17 protein-coding genes are annotated in these 17,939 nt (G+C 69.6%); 6 read left to right on the top strand and 11 right to left on the bottom strand.

Annotated elements, in window-relative coordinates; translation table 11 throughout:
- The first annotated feature begins 96 nt into the window (after positions 1–96).
- The 3 genes from paoC (at position 97) to JWQ05_RS13100 (ending at position 3,715) form a co-directional block, all read left to right on the top strand.
- Positions 97–2,304 (top strand): aldehyde oxidoreductase molybdenum-binding subunit PaoC, encoded by a 2,208-nt coding sequence (gene paoC / locus JWQ05_RS13090; protein WP_299658880.1) that lies wholly within the window; start codon positions 97–99, stop codon positions 2,302–2,304.
- Positions 2,305–2,329: 25 nt separating this feature from the next.
- Complete coding sequence (locus tag JWQ05_RS13095; RefSeq protein WP_299658881.1) at positions 2,330–3,049, top strand: RibD family protein; 720 nt, start codon at positions 2,330–2,332, stop codon at positions 3,047–3,049.
- A gap of 237 nt (positions 3,050–3,286) precedes the next feature.
- The gene (locus JWQ05_RS13100; protein ID WP_299658882.1) at positions 3,287–3,715 is read left to right on the top strand and encodes a hypothetical protein; all 429 of its coding nucleotides are present in this window, start codon (positions 3,287–3,289) and stop codon (positions 3,713–3,715) included.
- 215 nt (positions 3,716–3,930) lie between these two features.
- Here the strand turns inward: JWQ05_RS13100 and JWQ05_RS13105 are convergent, their stop codons facing one another.
- From JWQ05_RS13105 to glyA, 10 genes are all read right to left on the bottom strand, one after another.
- Entirely contained in the window at positions 3,931–6,078 is a 2,148-nt protein-coding gene (locus JWQ05_RS13105; protein ID WP_299658883.1) for a sodium-translocating pyrophosphatase, read from the bottom strand.
- 609 nt (positions 6,079–6,687) lie between these two features.
- Positions 6,688–7,311 carry a 2-oxo-4-hydroxy-4-carboxy-5-ureidoimidazoline decarboxylase gene (uraD, locus tag JWQ05_RS13110; RefSeq protein ID WP_366944596.1) on the bottom strand — a complete coding sequence of 208 codons (624 nt, stop codon included), beginning with the start codon at positions 7,309–7,311 and terminating at the stop codon, positions 6,688–6,690.
- A gap of 11 nt (positions 7,312–7,322) precedes the next feature.
- Complete coding sequence (gene uraH, locus JWQ05_RS13115) at positions 7,323–7,766, bottom strand: hydroxyisourate hydrolase (RefSeq protein WP_299658884.1); 444 nt, start codon at positions 7,764–7,766, stop codon at positions 7,323–7,325.
- A 72-nt stretch (positions 7,767–7,838) separates the two neighbouring features.
- Positions 7,839–8,828: a thiamine-phosphate kinase gene (thiL, locus tag JWQ05_RS13120; protein WP_299658885.1), complete on the bottom strand. Its 990-nt coding sequence runs from the start codon at positions 8,826–8,828 to the stop codon at positions 7,839–7,841.
- 5 nt (positions 8,829–8,833) lie between these two features.
- A complete protein-coding gene (gene nusB, locus JWQ05_RS13125) occupies positions 8,834–9,328 on the bottom strand; it encodes a transcription antitermination factor NusB (protein ID WP_299658886.1) in 495 nt (164 codons plus the stop codon).
- Positions 9,329–9,333: 5 nt separating this feature from the next.
- A complete protein-coding gene (ribH, locus tag JWQ05_RS13130) occupies positions 9,334–9,840 on the bottom strand; it encodes a 6,7-dimethyl-8-ribityllumazine synthase (protein ID WP_299658887.1) in 507 nt (168 codons plus the stop codon).
- A gap of 221 nt (positions 9,841–10,061) precedes the next feature.
- On the bottom strand, positions 10,062–10,706 hold the full coding sequence (locus JWQ05_RS13135; protein WP_299658888.1) for a riboflavin synthase: 645 nt from the start codon (positions 10,704–10,706) through the stop codon (positions 10,062–10,064).
- Position 10,707: 1 nt separating this feature from the next.
- Complete coding sequence (gene ribD / locus JWQ05_RS13140; RefSeq protein ID WP_299658889.1) at positions 10,708–11,838, bottom strand: bifunctional diaminohydroxyphosphoribosylaminopyrimidine deaminase/5-amino-6-(5-phosphoribosylamino)uracil reductase RibD; 1,131 nt, start codon at positions 11,836–11,838, stop codon at positions 10,708–10,710.
- Positions 11,839–11,848: 10 nt separating this feature from the next.
- Entirely contained in the window at positions 11,849–12,403 is a 555-nt protein-coding gene (gene nrdR, locus JWQ05_RS13145) for a transcriptional regulator NrdR (RefSeq protein WP_366944597.1), read from the bottom strand.
- A 125-nt stretch (positions 12,404–12,528) separates the two neighbouring features.
- Positions 12,529–13,833: a serine hydroxymethyltransferase gene (glyA, locus tag JWQ05_RS13150; protein ID WP_299658890.1), complete on the bottom strand. Its 1,305-nt coding sequence runs from the start codon at positions 13,831–13,833 to the stop codon at positions 12,529–12,531.
- 367 nt (positions 13,834–14,200) lie between these two features.
- Between glyA and JWQ05_RS13155 the strand changes: the two genes are divergently transcribed.
- Positions 14,201–14,653 carry a hypothetical protein gene (locus JWQ05_RS13155; protein ID WP_299658891.1) on the top strand — a complete coding sequence of 151 codons (453 nt, stop codon included), beginning with the start codon at positions 14,201–14,203 and terminating at the stop codon, positions 14,651–14,653.
- Positions 14,654–14,800: 147 nt separating this feature from the next.
- Here JWQ05_RS13155 and JWQ05_RS13160 read toward each other — a convergent pair whose 3' ends face one another.
- Positions 14,801–16,099 carry a L,D-transpeptidase family protein gene (locus JWQ05_RS13160; protein WP_299658892.1) on the bottom strand — a complete coding sequence of 433 codons (1,299 nt, stop codon included), beginning with the start codon at positions 16,097–16,099 and terminating at the stop codon, positions 14,801–14,803.
- Positions 16,100–16,412: 313 nt separating this feature from the next.
- On the opposite strand from JWQ05_RS13160, the gene JWQ05_RS13165 reads away from it, so the two are divergent.
- Together JWQ05_RS13165 and JWQ05_RS13170 are read left to right on the top strand one after the other, a co-directional pair.
- On the top strand, positions 16,413–16,760 hold the full coding sequence (locus tag JWQ05_RS13165; protein WP_299658893.1) for a hypothetical protein: 348 nt from the start codon (positions 16,413–16,415) through the stop codon (positions 16,758–16,760).
- Positions 16,761–16,803: 43 nt separating this feature from the next.
- On the top strand, positions 16,804–17,793 hold the full coding sequence (locus JWQ05_RS13170; protein ID WP_299658894.1) for a DUF1775 domain-containing protein: 990 nt from the start codon (positions 16,804–16,806) through the stop codon (positions 17,791–17,793).
- Positions 17,794–17,939 lie beyond the last annotated feature (146 nt).

A 17,939-nucleotide genomic window follows, 5' to 3' on the forward strand; every position in this document is an offset into this window, starting at 1 on the left:
TTCGCGGGCGCCAAGCCCACCCACGACAACGCCTACAAGCTGACGCTGGCCGAGCGCACGCTCGCGGCGGTGCTCATCGACGCGAGGGCCTGAGCCATGAAGTTCGACACGCCCGCGGGCCAGAACCACAACGACCAGCTCAAGGTCGTCGGAAAGCCCCTCGACCGCATCGACGGAAAGTTCAAGACCACCGGCACCGCGCCCTACGCCAATGACTGGCACGATCCGCAAGCCAAGCTCGCGTATGGCTCCGTCGTCGGCGCCACCATCGCCAAGGGCCGGATCCGGTCCATGGACCTTGCGCAGGCCAAGGCTGCGCCGGGTGTGCTCGCCATCGTGACGGCCGAGACCGCCGGCACCCTCGGCAAGGCGAAGCTCAACACCGCCAAGCTGCTCGGCGGGCCTAGGATCGAGCATTACCATCAGGCCGTCGCGGTGGTCGTCGCCGAGACCTTCGAGCAGGCGCGGGCCGCCGCCGCCCTGGTGCGCGTCGCCTATGACACCGACAAGGGCGCCTTCGACCTCGCGGCGGTCAAGGAGGAAGCAAAGAACCCGGGCGACGTCATGGGCAGCCCCCCGGACACCAGCGTCGGGGATTTCGCCGCCGCCTTCGGCGCGGCAACGCATAATGTGGACGCGACCTACGTCACCCCCGACCACGCCCACGCGATGATGGAGCCGCACGCGTCGGTGGCGTCCTGGGACGGGGATGCCGTCACGGTCTGGACCGCGAACCAGATGATCGACTGGGCCACCGACGGCCTCGCCCAGACCCTCGGCATGCCGAAGGAGAAGGTCCGGGTGATCTCGCCATTCATCGGTGGCGGGTTCGGCGGCAAGCTGTTCCTGCGCTCCGACGCCATCCTGGCCGCCCTCGGCGCGCGCGCGGCGCGCAGGCCCGTGAAGGTCGCGCTGACCCGGCCGTTGATGTTCAACAACACGACGCACCGGCCCGCCACGATCCAGCGCATCCGCATCGGGGCGGGCCCCGACGGCCGGATGACCGCCATCGGCCATGAGAGCTGGTCCGGCGATCTGCCCGGAGGCGGTCCCGAGGCGGCCGTGCTGCAGACGCGCCTGCTCTATGCGGCCCCCAACCGCATGACCGCGATGCGGCTCGCCGAACTCGACCTACCCGAGGGCAACGCGATGCGGGCTCCCGGCGAGGCCCCGGGGCTGATGGCCCTGGAGATCGCCATGGACGAGATGGCGGAGAAGGTCGGGATGGACCCGGTTCGGTTCCGGATCCTCAACGACACCCAGGTCGACCCGGAAAAGCCCGAACGCCGGTTCTCGCAGCGCAGCCTCGTGGATTGCCTGCGCATCGGGGCCGAGCGGTTCGGCTGGGACAGGCGCGCGGCGATCCCGGGCCAGGTCCGTGACGGGCGCTGGCGCGTCGGTCTCGGGGTGGCTGCGGCCTTCCGCAACAACATGGTGCTGAAATCGGCGGCCCGGGTCCGTCTCGACGACCGGGGGCGGGTCACCGTCGAGACCGACATGACCGACATCGGCAACGGCAGCTACACCATCATCGCCCAGACGGCCGCCGAGATGATGGGCGTGCCCCTCGACCACGTCGTGGTGCGCCTCGGCGACTCGACCTTCCCGGTCTCGTCCGGCTCGGGCGGGCAGTTCGGCGCCAACAGCGCGACCTCGGGCGTCTATGCGGCCTGCGTGAAGTTGCGCGAGGCGGTGGCCGGGAGACTCGGGTTCAACTCCGCGGACGCCGTCTTCGCGGACGGTCAGGTCCGCTCGGGCAACCGCAGCGCGCCCCTCGCCCAGGCGGCCGGCACGGACGGCCTGATCGCCGAGGACGCCATCGAGTTCGGGGACCTCGCCAAGACCCACCAGCAATCGACCTTCGGCGCGCATTTCGTCGAGGTCGGGGTCGATGCCGCGACGGCCGAGATCCGGGTGCGGCGGATGCTGGCGGTCTGTGCCGCCGGGCGCATCCTCAACCCGAAGACGGCGCGCAGCCAAGTCATCGGCGGGATGACCATGGGCGTCGGCGGGGCGCTGATGGAGGAGCTCGCCGTCGACACGAAGCGCGGCTACTTCGTCAACCACGATCTCGCCGGCTACGAGGTGCCGGTCCATGCCGACATCCCGCACCAGGACGTGATCTTCCTCGACGAGACCGACCCGATGTCTTCGCCGATGAAGGCCAAGGGCGTGGGCGAACTCGGCATCTGCGGCGTCGCCGCCGCCGTGGCCAACGCCGCCTACAACGCCACCGGCATCCGGGTTCGCCAATACCCGATCACCCTCGACAAGCTCCTCGACCGCATGCCCGACGTGGCCTGAACCGACGAAAAAGGTCGCCTCGATCATGCGCCCGAAGATCATCTGCCACATGGGAAGCTCCATCGACGGACGGCTCCATCCGAGCCGCTGGACCCCTCCGGCCAAGGGCATCGAGAGAGGGCTCGTCCACCGGTACTACGACGAGACCGCCGCGCGCCTCGACGCGGAGGGGTGGATCGTCGGGCGCACGACCATGGCCGAGATCGCCGAGGGACATCCCCGCTCCCCGAAGGTCATTCCCGGGGATCTCCGCCGGACCCATCTCGGCGACCGGAAGGGCCGTGACCTCGCCGTCGCCATCGACCCGCACGGGAAGGTTCATTACGGACGCGACGATGCCGGGGGGGACCATATCGTGGCGATCCTCGGCGAGGGCGTCACCGACGCCTACCTCACGGAGCTTCGCGAGGACGGGGTCTCGTACCTGTTCGCGGGTCCGGACGGGCGCGACCTCGCCGGCGCGATGGAGACGTTGGGCGAGACGTTCGGCGTGCGGACCCTGCTGCTGGAGGGCGGCGGCATCATCAACGGCGCCTTCCTCAAGGCCGGGCTGATCGACGAGGTCAGCCTGCTCGTCTCGCCGGCCCTCGACGGTCTTGCGGGCGTGCCCACCATCTTCGAGTACCACGGCGAGCCAGACGAGCGGCCCGCGGCGGGCAAGGCCCTCCGCCACTTCCACACCGAGACCTTGGAAGGCGGGACCGTCTGGCTTCGTTACCGGGTGGAGGATGCGGACGCCGCTTGAGGCCGGGGGACGCCGTGGAAGTCCCCGCCGACCACCCCGACGACAGCGTTCAGGATACCGACGTCCCGGCCCGCGCCCTGTAAGGCACACGCAGTTCAGTCGCGGGTGAACCGTCGCATGAATTGACGTGGTCGATATAGACTATCAGTCCAATCTGTTTGTTCAATGAAGGTCGCGAGCGCATCTTCACCTCACGAAACGACGGGATGACCCGTCGCCCCTCCTGAGGATCGAACGATGCCCGTCCGCAAGAACGCTTTCGCCGCCGCCCTGGCCCTGTCCATCTCGACGTTCGCCATCGCCGGCGCGTCGGAGATGAAGTCCGGGGAAACCGCCCGTCAGGGCTTCGTCGTGCCTTCGGTGATCTCGGTGGCCTACCGCGATCCTCGCATCGCCACGAATGCCGCCGAGGCCTTCCGCCAGGGCGGCTTCAAGATCGCCGGTGCCACGCGGTGGCTTGGCGCCCCCGAGCCTGTCGCTCCGGTCGCCGCGTTCACCGCGCCGGGCGTGATCTCGGTCTCCTACCGCGATCCCCGAATCTCGATGAACGGGACCGAGGTTCGTCGTCAGGGTGGGTTCGCCGCCCCTGGAGCGGTGCGGTGGCTCGCAGCCGCTCCGGACATCACCGAGGTCAAGGCGGATACGATCAAGCTCGGTGCGCTCTGAGACGGGTGCCGCGCAGCGCCATCCGAAACCCTATACGGGAGTACGCGATTGGGCGCGGCAGGGCGAGCCTCAGCCCGGTCCCGCGATGACGCTCCGGTCTGCCCTGGCCGAATCGAAAGGAAGGCCACCCTTCGAGAAGGGTGGCCTTGAAAACTTCAGGCTGCAGAAGTCCGGAACTCAAGTGCCCGAAGACGGCTCCTCGATCCAGCTATCAGTCAGCTGTGCGCCAGGACCGCCAGCAGCAGCAGGGCGATGATGTTGGTGATCTTGATCGCCGGGTTCACGGCGGGGCCGGCGGTGTCCTTGTAGGGATCGCCGACGGTGTCGCCGGTCACCGCCGCCTTGTGGGCCTCCGAGCCCTTGCCGCCGTGGTGGCCGTCCTCGATGTACTTCTTGGCGTTGTCCCAGGCGCCGCCGCCCGAGGTCATCGAGACGGCCACGTAGAGGCCGGTGATGATGACGCCGAGCAGCATCGCCCCCACCGTGGCGAAGGCCTGGGACTTGCCCGCGATGGCCTGGATCACGAAGAACAGCACGATCGGCGAGAGCACCGGCAGCAGGGACGGCAGGATCATCTCCTTGATCGCCGCCCGGGTCAGCATGTCCACAGCGCGGCCGTAATCCGGCCGGTCGGTGCCCTGCATGATGCCGGGTTTCTCACGGAACTGGCGCCGCACCTCCTCCACCACGGCGCCGGCCGCGCGGCCCACCGCCGTCATCGCCATGCCGCCGAACAGGAACGGAATCAGCCCGCCGAGCAGCAGGCCGACGACGACGTAGGGGTTCATCAAGGTGAAATCGACGCTGACGCCCTGGAAGAAGCGGTACTGCGTCGGGCTCGCATTGGCGATGAAGTAGTTCAGGTCCGAGGTGTAGGCGGCAAACAGCACCAGGGCGCCGAGCCCCGCCGAGCCGATGGCGTAGCCCTTGGTCACCGCCTTGGTGGTGTTGCCGACCGCGTCGAGGGCGTCGGTGGATTTGCGCACGTCCGACGGCAGGCCCGCCATCTCGGCGATGCCGCCGGCATTGTCGGTCACCGGGCCGAAGGCATCGAGCGCGACGATGAAGCCGCACACCGCCAGCATGGCGGTGACCGCGATGGCGATGCCGAACAGGCCCGCCAGCGAATAGGTCGAGATGATGCCGGCCACGATCACCAGCGCCGGGAGCGCCGTGGATTCCAGCGAGATCGCCAGCCCCTGGATCACGTTGGTGCCGTGGCCGGTGACGGAGGCGTCGGCGATGGACTTCACCGGCCGGAAGTTGGTGCCGGTGTAGTACTCGGTGATGACGACGATCAGCGCGGTGATGACGAGGCCGATGGCCGCGCAGCCGAGCAGACCGCCGGAGGTGAAGCTGACCCCCGCATTGGTGGTGAAGGTCGTGTTGAAGCCCCCGAACAGGGCGTAGTTGACGCCCGCGATCGCCACGATCGAGAGCACGCCGGCGGTGACGAGGCCCTTGTAGAGGGCGCCCATGATCGACTGGTTGGCCCCGAGGCGCACCGCGTAGGTGCCGGCGATCGAGGTCAGGATGCAGGCCGAGCCGATGGCCAGCGGATAGAGCAGCATCGCCTCGAGGACGTTGCGCCCGGCCACATCGGTCTGTCCGGAGAAGAAGATCGCGGCGAGCACCATGGTGGCGACCACGGTCACCGCGTAGGTCTCGAACAGGTCGGCCGCCATGCCGGCGCAATCGCCGACGTTGTCGCCGACATTGTCCGCGATGGTGGCGGGGTTGCGCGGATCGTCCTCCGGAATCCCGGCCTCGACCTTGCCGACGAGGTCGCCGCCGACATCGGCGCCCTTGGTGAAGATGCCGCCGCCGAGGCGCGCGAAGATCGAGATCAGCGAGGCGCCGAAGCCCAGCGCGACCAGAGCGTCGATGACGTCGCGGCTGGCCGGCGCGAGGCCGGCGATCCGGGTGAGGTATCCGTAGTAGAGCGCCACCCCGAGGAGCGCGAGGCCGGCCACGAACATGCCCGTGACGGCGCCCGACTTGAAGGCCACGTCGAGGCCGCCGCCCAGCGACGTGGAAGCGGCCTGCGCGGTGCGGACATTGGCGCGCACGGAGACGTTCATGCCGATGAAGCCGGCCGCCCCCGACAGGACCGCGCCGATGAGGAAGCCGATGCCGACTTTCAGGCCGAGGAAATAGGCGAGCGCCACGAACAGCACGAGCCCGACCACCGCGATGGTGGCGTATTGGCGCCGCAGGTAGGCCTGCGCGCCTTCCGCGATGGCGCCGGCAATTTCTTGCATGCGCTGGCTGCCGGCATCGCGCTTCATGACGTCGTTGATCGTGAGGATGCCGTAGGCGACGGCGCAAAGCCCGCCCAGGATGATAAGCAACAATGCTGTCATGCGACCGTCCCTGCTGAGATGATGGCCCTTGGGGGCTCTCGATGCGTTCTCGGACTTGTTGGCCGTGCGGCGGTTCTCGCGGTGTCGGATGGGGTGGCAGGCAGGCGTCGGGGCATCGGCCCCGCCAGTATTGGCATGTCCTCCCGGGCAACGCCTGCTCTGAGTGCCAAACTTCGCCGTATCTTGCAAACGATGCTTAGGCTTTTCATCCGCGAATATTTGTGCGCTGCGGGATGAGCTGCCGGGTTCGCTTGGATCGCCGCGCAGAGGTGCTGGCGGATTCTGACGGACCCAGGCTTTCGAGTGGTGAATGGATCGAGGGACGGACGGATGATGGCGCCGAGGCGACCATGGTCGGTGCCAATCCGCGTCGCCGCCGGGAGCGCGCCGAGACGCCGCCAAGGGGTTGCATCGTGTGCGGCCGGATCGGGCACGCAGGATTCTTGTCTTTTACCGGGGCTCGTCCCCGAATGGGCCGACGATACGCCGGAACAGGATTTATCCTGCAGGACGGCCTGCCCCTCGCCCTATCGATGCCTCGGGTGACAGCAGCGGGGCGCTGCCCGCCAGATATCACGGCTCCCCCGCCGAGGCCGCGCTGGCCTCCGGTCAGGGCGAGGCCGCGAACCTGCGTTCCAGGCGCATGCGTGTGATCGCCGCGATTTCCGTGAGGGCCGCATCCCGTTCGGCTTCGCTGGAACGGGCGAGGCGGCGCTCGAACTCTGCCAGGATGGTGGCCCGGTCGCGTCCGCGCACGGCGATGATGAAGGGGAAGCCGAAGCGGGCGCGATAGGCCGCGTTGAGGCGGTCGAATCGGTCGAAATCGGCGGCGCTCATCCGGTCGAGCCCGGCGCTGCCCTGCTCGGAGACCGAAGAGGAGGTCATCTGGCGCGCCCGCGCCTCCGGGCCGGCGAGTTCGGGATGGGCGTTGAGGAGCCCGAGGACATCCGGCCGCGGGGCCTCCCGCGTGACCGCGACCATCGCCGCGTGGAGGGCGTCCGGGCTGGCGAAGGGGCGCCGGGCCCAGGCCCGCTCGGCCACCCAGGGCGAGTGTTCGAAGATGCCGCCGAAGGCCGCCACGAAGGCGTCGCGATCCATGGCGTTGACGGCGGCCATGTCGAGGGGCGCCGCCGTGCCTTCGGGCGTGGCATCGGATGGCCCGGCGGACGCGCAGACCGCGAAGGCGAGCGCCAGGGCCAGCATGGTCCGGCGCGGGAAACGGCGGAGCGCCATCGCGGCGGCCCTCAGCTGCCGCGATAGGTGGCGTAGCTCCACGGCGTGGTCAGCAGGGGCACGTGGTAATGGGCCTTGCCGTCCGCGATGGAGAACTGCACCGGCACCGTGTCGAGGAAGGCCGGCTCGGCCAACGGCGTGCCGAGGCCGCGATAATATTCGGCGACGTGGAAGACGATCTGGTAGCTGCCGGTCTTGAAGGCCTCGCCCACCATCAGGGGCTTGTCGGTCCGGCCGTCCTTGTTGGTCTTCATGGAGGCCACCAGCGCGTAGGTCTCGCCCTCCCGCCGGTAGAAGTCGATCCCCATGCCGGCGGCCGGCTTGCCGTTCGCGGTGTCGAGCACGTGGGTGGTGAGGCGGCCGGTCTCGTCCGCCCGCGCATCCGGGATGGGCGCGAGGGCCAATCCGAGCACCCCCGCGAGCAGCGCGCGGCGCGACCATTCGATCCTGTTCATCGTCTTCTCCTCCGCGCGCGGCCGCCGGCCGTGCGAGGACGATCCTTGCAGGATGGATGCCGGACGGGCCGACTAGAAGTGGCTGAAGGAGCCGGCGCCGAAGCGCTGCACCTGTCCGGAGGCATCCCGGAAGCTTGGCGCCTCGGTGCCCGCCGTGACGGTGCCGATGCAGGCGAGCGGCACGCCCGCCATCGCCGCCTCCGCCAGGAGGGCGTCCAGGCTCTCCGGCGCCACCGCGCACAGGATCTCGTAATCGTCGCCGCCGGTGAGGAGGGTCGTCATCACCCCGGGCGCCGCCGTGAGCGCGCGCCCTGCGGCCCCGGACAAGGGAAGTGCCTGCAGGTCGATCTCCGCCGACCGCCCTTCCCCCTTGAGCATCTTGGCGAGATCTCCGGCCAGACCGTCCGATATGTCCATCGCGGCCCGGGCATGGCGGCGCAAGGCCGGGGCCAGGGCGATGCGCGGACGCGGATGCCAGTAGCGGTCGATCAGGGCGTCGCGGTCGGCGCCGCCGAGCGCGCCCGCCCAGGCGGGCGGGGACGATCCGCGCAGGTGGAGGCCGACGGCGGCATCGCCGATGGTGCCGCTGACGCAGAGACGGTCGCCGATTCGCGCCGTCATCCGCCGGACCATGCCGCCGCGCGGCACCTCGCCGATGGCCGTGACCCCGATCACCATGGGGCCCGCCGCCCGCACGGTATCGCCGCCCAGGAGGTGGCCGCCGAAAGCGGACAGCCCGGTGCGAAGCCCGGCGGCGAAGCCCGCGAGCCACTCTTCCGTCCAATCGTCGGGGAGGGCCAGGGTGACGAGATACCCGAGCGGGGTCGCGCCCTTGGCGGCGAGATCCGAGACGTTCACGCCGAGCGCCTTGCGGGCGATGGAATCCGGCGGGTCGTCGGGGAAGTAGTGCACGCCGGCCACGATGGCGTCGGCGGTGAGGACGAGGTCGCACCCCGCGCCCGGCGTCAGGGTCGCGGCGTCGTCGCGCAGGCCGTCCGCACCGGGGCCGGCCAGGGGCGCGAAGTAGCGCGCGATCAGCCCGTCCTCGTCGGGCCGGGCCATGCGGCTCAGGCCCGGCCGGAAGCCGGCAGCCCGGCGAACTCGTTGGCGCGGACGTCGCGCGCCACCTTGTCGAGGACGCCGTTGATCAGGCCCGGCTCGTCGCCGTCGTAGAAGCTGTGGGCGACGTCGACATATTCCGAGATCGCCACCCGGGCCGGCACGTCGCGCCGGTACATCAGCTCGTAGGCGCCCGCGCGCAGGATCGCGCGGAGCACGGCCTCGATCCGCTTCAGGGGCCAGCCGGCGGTGAGAGCCCCGTCGAGTTGCGGGTCGATGGCGCGCTGCTCGTCCACGACGCCGCGCAGGAGATCGCGGAAGAAGGCGATCTCGGCCTGCGGATGCTCGATGCCGTCGATTTCGGCGCCGATCCAGAAGGTCTCGAATTCGGCCAGCGCCTCGATCACGCCCTTGCCGGAGATCTCCATGTCGTAGAGCGCCTGCACCACGGCGAGGCGTGCGCCGCTCCGCTCGGAGGTCTTCACCCCACCTTTGTTGGCCATGTTCCTCAATCCTCTCCGACCGACGCCGCCGATGCGTCGCGCTTGAGCGACAGCACCGCGAGCGCGGCCTCGGCGGCACCGCCGCCCTTGTTCAATTCGGCGACCCGGGCGCGGGCCTGCGCCTGCGCCTCGGTCTCCACCGTCAGGATGCCGTTGCCCAGCGGCAGGCGCAGGGTGACGGACAGGTCCATCAGCGCGCGCGCGCTCTCTCCGGCGACGATGTCGTAATGCCCGGTCTCGCCCCGGATCACGCAGCCGAGCGCCACGACGGCGTCGTAGGGCTGCCCGGCGCGGGCGGCGGCCTCGACCAGGATCGCGATCGCGGACGGGATTTCGAGGGCGCCCGGCACGGTCACGACGACGGCCTCGGCCTCGGCTGCCGCCAGCGCGCCGCGCGCGCCCGCCAGAAGCTCGTCGGCGAGTTCCTCGTAGTAGCGCGCCTCGACTACGAGGACGCGGGCGCCCTTGACGTTGACGGGCGCGGAGAAGGTGGCGTGTTCGAGCGATACCATCGGGGGGCCTTCACGGGTGCGATCGGCGGACGATCCGTCTGGCTCGAGCGCCCCGGGTCGATCCGGCGCACGCGCCGCACGCGAAAAGCGCTCCGTGGACGGCATCCTTCGATCGCAGGCGCGAGCGATAGACCGAAGGCGCGGTTGCGACAAGCGCAGGGCGGGTTTTCTCGGGCAACGCCTGCTGGATCGCGCAAGCCCGGCTTCCCCGCGGATGCGCCTCACGCCTCCAGGGCGGCGCGGCTCTCGGACAGGCGGGCGGCGTAGCGGGCGATGAGGTCGACCTCGAGGTTGAGGCGATCGCCGACCCGGCGCTCGCCCCAGGTGGTGACCGCGAGGGTGTGGGGGATGAGCAGCACCGAGAACAGGTCGCCCGCCACGGTGTTGACGGTGAGCGAGGTGCCGTCGAGGCAGACCGAGCCCTTCTCGGCGATGAAGCGCGACAGGTTCGCGGGCGCCCGCAGGGTGAAGCGGTCGGACGGAGCCCATTGCGGGTCGCCGAGGCCCCCGGTGACGGGGTCGCGGGCCACGAGCTCGGCGAGGCCGTCGACATGGCCGGTGACGAGGTGGCCGCCGAGTTCGTCGCCGATCTTCAAGGAGCGTTCCAGGTTCAGGCGGCGGCCCTCGCGCCATTGGCCCACATGCGTGCGGGCCAGGGTCTCGGCAGCGGCGTCGATGGCGAAGACGCAACCGCCCTCGACGGGCTCCACCGCCACCGCCGTCAGGCACGGGCCCGAACACGCGATCGAAGCGCCGAGCGCGATCGTGGCGGGGTCGAAGTGCGAGCGGATGCGGATGTGGCGCAGGCGGTCGTCACCCGTCACCGACACCACCTCCCCGACATCCGTGACGAGACCGGTGAACATCTCAAACGCTCCGCTCGAAGGTGACCGCCCGGTCGGGGCCGAGATCCCGCGTCTCGACGGGAATCAGGTGGCCGCTCGCGAGGCGTTCCGCCAGGGCCGGTCCGATCGCCGGCAGGCCGCCGGAACCGCCCAGCGCGTTGGGCCCGGTGATTCGCGTGAACACGTCTACGAGATCGGCGGCCGCAAGTGCGTCGGCCAGATGCGGACCGCCCTCGCAGCAGACCCGTGTGATCCCGCGCTCGGCCAGCACCTGAAGCGCCGCCGCCAGGTCGATTCGGCCGGTCCGGTCGGAATCGACGCCGATGACCTCGACGCCGAACGAGGCCAGCATCCGTTTGGCGTGGATGGGCGCGCGCCGGGTCGTGACGACGAGGGTCGGGATATCGCGCGCGCTGCGCACGAGGTAGGTCGAGGGCAGGATCCGCAGCGAAGAGTCGAGCACGATCCGCAGGGGCGAGCGGTCTGCGAGGCCGGGCAGGCGCACGGTGAGCGCGGGGTCGTCCGCCCGCGCGGTGCCGATGCCGACGAGGATCGCGTCCGCGTGCGCCCGCCAGAGATGCACGGCGCCGTCCGCGATGGGTCCGGTGATGCGCAGGCGCTCGGCGGGCGCCCCGGCGAAGCCGTCCCGGGTCTGGGCAAGCTTGAGGTGGAGGCTCGGCCTGCCCTTCGTCACGCGGGTGATGTGGCCGCGATGGTCGCGCGCGGCCTCGGGCGCCAGAATGCCGGTGCTCACCGTGAGGCCCGCCGCCCTCAGGAGGCCATGCCCCTGTCCGGCGACGCGCGGGTCGGGGTCCTCCAGCGCCGTGACGACGCGGGCGATGCCCGCCGCCACGATCGCGTCGGTGCAGGGCGGCGTGCGGCCGTGATGCGAGCACGGCTCCAGGCTCACATAGAGGGTCGCGCCGCGCGCTGCCGCGCCGGCCATCGCCAGGGCGGTGGGCTCGGCATGCGGGCGCCCGCCCGGGGCCGTGACGCCCTGCCCGACGATCAGGCCATCCGCCACCACCACGGCGCCGACGGAGGGGTTGGGCCAAGTCCGCCCGAGGTTGCGATGCCCCAGGGCGAGGGCGAAACGCATGTAGCGGATATCATCCGCGCGCGGGTCGGCCCCGGTCGTCGCCCCGTCCGTCATCGCCTCATCCTCACGCCGACGATTTCGGCTGGCGCTTGGGGCGCAGCGGGGTGACCGTCGCGGCAAGCGCACCGGACGCCGTGTCGGTGACCGGTGCCGCCACGCCCGACCCGATCGGATCGACGAGGGTGCCGAGCAGCGCCTTGAAGTCGCTGGCCTCGCGGAAGTTCTTGTAGACGGAGGCGAAGCGCACATAGGCGACGTCGTCGAGCCCCTTCAGGCCCTCCATCACCAGTTCGCCGATGGCTTCGCTGCCGATCTCGGCCTCGCCACTGCTCTCGAGTTGCCGGGTGATGCCGCTGACGAGGCGCTCGATGCGCTCGGGCTCGACGGGGCGCTTGCGCACAGCGACGTCGATGGAGCGCTGCAGCTTGTCGCGGTCGAAGGGCACGCGCTTGCCGGAGCGCTTGAGCACGGTGAGTTCGCGCAGCTGAACCCGCTCGAAGGTGGTGAAGCGGCCCCCGCAATCCGGGCAGACCCGGCGCCGGCGGATCGCCGCCGCATCGTCGCTGGGGCGCGAATCCTTCACCTGGGTGTCGGGACCGCCGCAATAGGGACACCGCATCGGACGGACACCTGGAGAAAGTCGAACACCCGGGAAAAGGAACGGCCGCGAACCCGAGGGTCCGCGGCCGCTGCATGGCATGGTGCGGGGCGCTTCTTCAAGCGCACCGATTCGCGCGTTGCGCCTCAGCCGTAGATCGGGAACCGGTCGGTGAGAGCGTGCACGCGGCTCTTCACGCTGGCCTCGACCTCGGCATCGCCGCCCTCGCCCTTGGCCGCGAGACCGTCGAGCACTTCGACGATCAGGCTGCCGATCTGCTTGAACTCGGCGACGCCGAAGCCGCGCGAGGTGCCCGCCGGGGTGCCCAGGCGGATGCCCGAGGTGACCGTGGGCTTCTGCGTGTCGAAGGGCACGCCGTTCTTGTTGCAGGTGATGTCGGCGCGCGACAGAGCGGCTTCCGCCGCCTTGCCGGTGAGGCCCTTGCTGGTGAGGTCGACCAGCATGAGGTGGTTGTCGGTGCCGCCCGAGGTGATGTTGTAGCCGCCGGACATCAGGGTGTCGGCGAGCGCCTTGGCGTTCTCGATGACCTGCTTGGCGTAGATCTTGAACTCGGGCTTCAGCGCCTCGCCGAAGGCCACCGCCTTGCCGGCGATGACGTGCATCAGCGGGCCGCCCTGGAGGCCGGGGAAGATCGCCGAGTTGAACTTCTTGGCGAGCGCCTCGTCGTTCGTCAGGATCATGCCGCCGCGCGGGCCGCGCAGGGTCTTGTGGGTGGTGGTGGTGGCGACGTGCGCGTGCGGGAACGGCGACGGGTGCACGCCGGCCGCGACGAGACCCGCGAAGTGGGCCATGTCCACGAAGAAGATGGCGCCGACGGCATCGGCGATCTCACGGAACTTGGCGAAGTCCCAGTGGCGCGGATAGCCGGAGCCGCCCGCGATGATGACCTTGGGCTTGTGCTCGTGGGCGAGCGCCTCGACCTGCTCCATGTCGATGCGCTGGTCGTCGCGGCGCACGGTGTAGGAGACCGGCTTGAACCACTTGCCCGAGACGTTCGGGGGGGCGCCGTGGGTGAGGTGACCGCCGGCGGCGAGGTCGAGGCCGAGGAAGGTGTCGCCCGGCTGCATCAGGGCCATGAACACGCCCTGGTTCGCCTGGGAGCCGGAATTCGGCTGAACGTTGGCGAAGCCACAGCCGAACAGGCGCTTGGCGCGCTCGATGGCCAGGTTCTCGGCGATGTCCACGAACTGGCAGCCACCATAGTAGCGGCGACCCGGATAGCCTTCGGCGTACTTGTTGGTGAGCACCGAGCCCTGGGCTTCGAGAACGGCGCGCGAGACGATGTTCTCGGACGCGATGAGTTCGATCTCGTGCTGCTGGCGGCCGAGTTCCTGCGAGACGGCGCTGGCGATCTCCGGATCCGCATCCGCGAGGGAGGCAGCGAAGAACGAATTGGAGAAGTGCTTGTCGGCGGCAGTACCGGCGCTCATGGAAGGCCTCGATTGTTGAACGGGCGGACGCACCCGTAACCGCTGGCGTTAAGGCGGGCGGGTGTTCGAAGGCTGGATTACTACACGGGCTCATGCGCAAGTCCAAGGCACAGGAATTTGCGCCTTCGTTCGAAAAAATTTGAGTTTCCGGCGGCATAGCCCCGTCCCTCGCCGTCGGCGATACGCGACACCACGCGATCAGCGCGAAGGTGCCCCGACGGGCCTTGACGGCATCAGAACATAAAGCGAACATACCGCTGATTGTATTTCAGATCGACTACACGCGCGTCGTTCAGTCTCACGTCCGTGCCTGGATCTCGATGTCGCAGATGCCGGTTTAACGCCGCTCCACACCAAGGATGGTGCCATGTCCCTGTCGTGCTTTGTCCTCAGCAACCGACCGCTCGCGACCATCGGCGCCTGGCAGGCCGCCATCGATGCGGTTGGATTCAAGCTCGTCCTCGACGGCGACGCGCATGGGCGCGTCGAAGACCAGTCCGGCCATCTTCCGGCCATCTGGGACGGGGTGGAGGCAGGCTTCGAATGTCTGCCTTGCGGAGCCGATTCGGCCGCCGACTTCGTCGAGGATCACGAAGAGGCGGTGCCGGGCGGTCCCTGGACCCAGCTTCTGGAGTTTTCGTACATGGGCGTCGCCAACATCGCCGGCGTCACGATCGCGGGTGCGGTCTACGCGCACGCGACGGGCGGAATCTTCTGGGAGGGCGAGGAAGGCCTGCGGGTCGATGCCGACGCGGCCCTGGCCTATGCGCGGAAGACCGAGGCCGAGATCCGCGACGCGTTGGCGCGGGACATGCCCTGAAGCGAAACATGGCCTGAGGGTCGAATGGCCCAATCCTGCAGCGACAGGCCTGGCCGGGATACGAAGATGGCGGGCGCGCGGGCACCCGCCACCGACGATGTGTCGAGTCAGGCGATCCCGAATCGGTCGGGATCGCGACTGTGGGTCCTAGTTCTCTTCTTCGCCCGGCTCGAAGCTCTGGACCTGCTCCGCGCTGGCGACCGGGGTCGGGGCCGAGAGGGTCGAGGGCACGTTCACGCCGTCGCGCTTGTAGATGTCGTCGCGGAACTGCACGAGCCCGTCCGGGGTGGTCCAGGCGGTGATGTAGGTCCAGTAGACCGGCACGGGGCTCGACAGGGTGGCGTCGACGCGCTTGCCGCTCTCGATGGCCTGCTCGACCTGGTCACGGCCCCAGCCGGGCGTGTCCTTGAGGAGCCAGGTGATGTACTCGCGCACGTTCTGCACACGCACGCAGCCCGAGGAGATGAAGCGGAAATCGTCGCCGAACACGCCCTTGGTGTTCGTGTCGTGCATGAACACGCCGTAGGGGTTCGGGATGTTGATGCGCACGATGCCCATCGAGTTGAAGTCGGCGCCCGAATCCTGGCGGTAGCGGTAGCGGGTGCCCTCGTCCGAGTTCCAGTTCACCGAGGCCGGCGAGATCTCGGTCTCGCCCGAGAAGATGCGGATCTTGTTTTCGGTGAGGTAGCTCGGATCCTTCTGCATCTTGGGGATGAGGTCCTTCTTCACGATGGAAGCCGGGACCGTCCAGAAGGGGTTGAAATTGATCTGCGTCGCCTTGGTGTTCATGATCGGCGACTGGCGGTCGATCTTGCCGACGCCGGCGGCGTGCAGGGTGACGACCTGGCCGTTCTCCACCGTCTGCACCAGCGCGGCGGGGATGTTGGTGATGACGAAGCGGTTGCCGAGGTTTCCCGCGTAGGAGCGCAGGCGCACCACGTTGATCTCGAGCTGGTGCAGGCGCACGTCCGCCGGCACGTTCATGGCCTGCTGCGTCGTCGCGCTCATGGCGCCGGTCTGGCTCAGGCCGTGACGGGCCTGGAAGCGCTTCACGCCCGCCGAGACGTAGGAATCGTAGACGCCCGAGCCGCCCGAGGCCGCGTCGAGGTCGCCGGTGATGATCAGGCGCTGGCGCAGGGCCGCCACGGCCGGGCCCTTCGAGCCGACGCGCAGGCGGTCGGCGCCCGAGACCGGCTTCCAGCCGCCGCGGTTGACGATGTCCTTGTAGCGCTCGATCATCTGCTCGGTGGCCGCCACGGTCTGGGGCGACAGGATCGGCGTGGAGGAGCGCTGCACCTGCATGGTGGCGGGCGACGCGTAGTCCTGCGCCCACTCGGCCTGGGCGAAGCCGCCGGCCTCGCGCGCCATCGCCGACGAACCGAGGACGGTCGCCGATGCGAGCAGCGCAAAACCGAGCGAGCGGGTGTGGAAAGCCTGTTTCAGCATCGGACGTGAACTCTGATCTGATTTACGAAGCGACATGTGGCGCCCGCATTCCCAACGCGATGCGCCGGGTCTTCGGGCTCCCCGTGCCGCGAACGTGTCGGGGTAGGGTTAAGAACTCATGGTCACCCGGCCACATTGTGGCATCGGGCGGTTTATCCCCGTCATCCCCGCTCACGGACCCGCGACTGCGGCCGGTGTGCCACAGCACCGCCTTGCGCGGCGCCAGCGGCATGGCGAGACTGCGGCGGTTGGACTAAGCACGGCAACGATGATTCTCACCGCGACCCGAGCAGGCCGCAGACGAACGGCTCCCTTGCGCGCGGTCACGGCGGTGATCGCGCTCTACGCGTTCGTTCTGCACGCGGTGCTCGGCGGCCTGGTCCCCCTGCCGGCTTCGGTCTCGCACGGAATCCTCTGCCTCGGGCAGATGGACGACGCGGGTTCGGTTCCCGGGGCGCCCGACCCGTCCCACGCGCATCATCAGCCCTGCTGCACCGTCGCCGGCCCGATGCTCGACGCGACCTCGCCCGCCACGGCGCCGCTCGCAATCGTCTGGCCGCCGCGTCACGTGAGCCGGATCGCGTGGCAGGCCAATTCGTCCGTGTCCGCGCGCGGCCCACCCGGTTCGATCCCCCACCCGCGAGCTCCGCCCGCCGTCTGAACCGATCGCTCTGCCCCGATCTCCTCAGACACGGACCACGACCATGAACCGGATTGCCCGCGCCGCGCTTCTCACCGGCGTTCTCACCCTGTCGTCCAATGCCGCCTTCGCGCACGCCACCCTCGAGCGCAAGGAAGCGAGCCCCAATGCCAGCTATCGCGGCGTGGTGCAGATCACCCATGGCTGCGACGGACAGCCGACCAACCGCGTCAGCGTGACGATTCCGGAGGGGGTCGTCGGCGCCAAGCCGATGCCGAAGCCCGGCTGGACCGTGAGCAGCGAGAAGGGGCCCTATGCCCGGGCCTATCCGTATTTCCACGGCGACATCCGGGAGGGCGTGAAGTCCATCACCTGGACCGGCGGCAGCCTGCCCGACGACCAGATCGACGAATTCACCTTCATCGCCCGGGTCAGCGACGCCTTCGCCCCCGGCAGCACCGTCTACTTCCCGATCGAGCAGGATTGCGCCAGCGGCCGGTATCGCTGGACCGAGATCCCGGCGGCCGGACAGGACGCGCACGCGCTGAAATCCCCCGCCCCCGGCGTGCGGATCGTGGCGGCCGCCGCGAAGACCGCCGATGCCGGGGCGACCACCATCAAGGCCGGCGATCTCAGCATCGAGACGCCCTGGATGCGCGCGACCCCGGGCGGCGCCAAGGTGGCGGGCGGCTACGTCCGCGTCACCAACACCGGCACGCAGGCCGACCGGCTCACCGGCGCGTCGATCCCGCTGGCCGGGCGCGGCTCGATCCACTCCATGAGCATGGAGGGCGGCGTGATGAAGATGGCGCCCGTCGAGGGCGGCCTTACCATCAAGCCCGGCGAGACCGTGGAGCTGAAGCCCGGCGGCCTGCACCTCATGTTCGAGGACCTCACCGGTTCACCGAAGGCCGGCGAGGTCGTGCAGGGCACCCTCACCTTCGAGCGGGCCGGCTCCGTGCCGGTGAGCTTCAGCGTGGCGCCGATCGGGGCGACGAAGCCCGGCGCGACGAAGCCCGCAGCCGCGGCCGCGCAGGGCCATCACGACCACTGACATCGCGGATCGCCGTCGATCTCGGGGGCGACCGGATGCGGCTTCGCCTCCCGGCAAAGGGATGCGGCCCGCCGTGGTGCGCCCGTCCGAGAACCGACCCCTCCGTCGCGTGGCCTGCCACGCGGCTCGGAATCCCATCCACTCCC

Source organism: Methylobacterium sp. (assembly GCF_028290105.1).
In the GTDB taxonomy this organism is placed as follows: Bacteria; Pseudomonadota; Alphaproteobacteria; order Rhizobiales; family Beijerinckiaceae; genus Methylobacterium.